The organism is Cellulomonas septica (assembly GCF_012396155.1).
GTDB lineage: Bacteria > Actinomycetota > Actinomycetes > Actinomycetales > Cellulomonadaceae > Cellulomonas > Cellulomonas septica.
Genome location: NZ_JAAXOY010000628.1, coordinates 1 through 2,082 on the forward strand (window position 1 = coordinate 1; position 2,082 = coordinate 2,082).

General features: G+C 73.6%; 2 protein-coding genes. Both read right to left on the minus strand.

Features of this window, described 5'->3' with window-relative positions; translation table 11 throughout:
- Positions 1-64: 64 nt before the first annotated feature.
- Positions 65-1,447 carry a family 43 glycosylhydrolase gene (locus tag HGA02_RS17435; RefSeq protein ID WP_168680479.1) on the minus strand — a complete coding sequence of 461 codons (1,383 nt, stop codon included), beginning with the start codon at positions 1,445-1,447 and terminating at the stop codon, positions 65-67.
- Between the two features lie 212 nt (positions 1,448-1,659).
- Positions 1,660-2,052 carry a TFIIB-type zinc ribbon-containing protein gene (locus HGA02_RS17440; RefSeq protein ID WP_168680481.1) on the minus strand — a complete coding sequence of 131 codons (393 nt, stop codon included), beginning with the start codon at positions 2,050-2,052 and terminating at the stop codon, positions 1,660-1,662.
- Positions 2,053-2,082 lie beyond the last annotated feature (30 nt).

Consider the following 2,082-nt stretch of genomic DNA (forward strand, 5'->3'; position numbering starts at 1 on the left):
TGGAAAGCGGCGCGGCGGACAACGGAGGGACCCCTGCCCCGTCGTCCGCCGCTCGGCGCGTCGCTCAGCGCACGTACGGCCAGCCCGCGGCGTCCCAGCCGAGCAGGTTGATGCCCAGCCGGGAGTCCCCCGCGTCGGTGTACCAGTGGTAGAAGAGCGCGTCACCGTCGCCGTCGCGCAGCGTCGCGCTGTGTCCCGGGCCGTGCACCGACCCGTGACCGGCGAGGATCTCCGTGCCCCCGCCGCTCGTCATCGGGACGCCCGCGCGGTCGACGTATGGACCGGTGATCGACGTCGAGCGGCCGACCGCGACCCGGTAGGTGCTCTGCGCGCCCCGGCAGCACGCGTCGAACGACACGAACAGGTAGTAGAGGCCGTCGCGGTAGAGGATGTCCGGCGCCTCGATGCCCGCGCTGCGCGTCGCGAGCGCGTGGATCGCCGTGCCCGACCGCAGGCCGGTGGACGCGTCGAGCGCGATGAGCTTGATGCCGGACCAGAACGACCCGAGGCTCAGCCACAGCCGGCCCTGCGCGTCGGTGACCACGTCGGGGTCGATCGCGTTGTAGCCGCTGCTGCTCGTCGTGCTGATGACCAGGCCGCGGTTGGTCCACGTGCCGGCGTCACCGGTCGGGCTGGTGGCCAGGTAGATGCCCGAGTTCTGGCTGCCGAACGTCGACGCCGAGTAATACAGCCAGTACTGCCCGTTCCGGTACGACAGGTCGGGCGCCCACAGGTCACCGGTGGTGTGGGTCGCCGTCCACGGCGTGCCGTTCGGGAACGCGGCGCCGGCGTCGGTCCAGGCGGTGCGGTCGCGGGACGTCTTCAGCGGGATGCCGCGGCCCGTCGTGGCGACCAGGTACGAGCCGTCGGGGCGCTTGGCGACGGTCGGGTCGTGCGCCCACGTCGCACCCGTGACGAGGCCGGGGTTCGGGTAGGTCGTGCCGCCGCCGGACACGCTCGTCCAGCGCTGGTTGTCGCGGCCGTTGCACGTCCACAGCGCGACGGCGGTGCCGTTGGCGGTGCGGTTGCTCGTCACGTCGAGGCACAGGCCGGACTGCTGGCTGCGCAGCGACCCGTTCGCGCCCCACGCGAACTTCTGGTTGGCGCCGCCCGTGCAGGTCCACGAGATCAGCGCGGTGCCGGCCGTCGTCCCCCAGTTCAGCGCGTCGAGGCAGCGGGTGCCGTCGAACGTCCGGAGCTCGCCCGCGGACGTCAGCGTCCAGCCCTGCCCCGGGACACCGTTGCAGTCCCAGATCTGGATCGCCGCGCCGGGGGTGGTGCTGTTGCCGGCGACGTCGAGGCACCGGCCCGATGCGGCCGACCGGAGCGCGGGCGCTGCGGCCTGCGCCGGCGAGGCGGCCACGAGGCCGCCGCCGAGGAGCGCCACCGAAGCGGTGAGCGACAGGAGGCGGCGTGCGAGCGCACGACGCCGGATGGAGAAGGGCATGGGTGGGTCCTTCCGCGGGTGGGAGGCAGCTCACGATGTGATCGCTAACGTCCCGGGCCTGCGTCGGGCCTCACAAGCTGGTGAATCGCTTCATCGCCGGCCAGATTCTCCAACGATGTACGCGCACGCGGCCGTGGTCGTCCCCCGAGCGGCCGCGCGCCCCGGCTCGGCGAGCACGCACGGCCCGGACGCGGCAGCGGCCCGCGCCGTCCTCAGAAGTCGAAGAGGTCCTCCAGCCAGGAGTCCTTCTTCTTCTTGCGGTACCGCGGGTCGCCCGCGTACCGGGGGTCGCCGGAGTAGCGCGGGTCGTAGCCGCGACGGTCGTCGTACCCCCGGCGGTCGTCGTACCCCCGACGGTCGTCGTAGCCGCCGCGGTCGTCGTAGCGGCGCTCGTCGTAGGGCGCGCGGGGGTCGGCGGGCGGGCGCGGGTCGGCCGGACGGGCACCCCCGACGCCGAGACCCGGGTCGGGCGCGGCGGCGCGCTCGAGGATCTTGTCGAGCTCACCGCGGTCCAGCCAGATGCCGCGGCACGTCGGGCAGTAGTCGATCTCCACCCCCTGCCGCTCGGACATCACGAGCTCGGCCTGGTCGACGGGGCAGCGCATGGTCGGTCCTCCCGGGGTCGGCGGTCGACG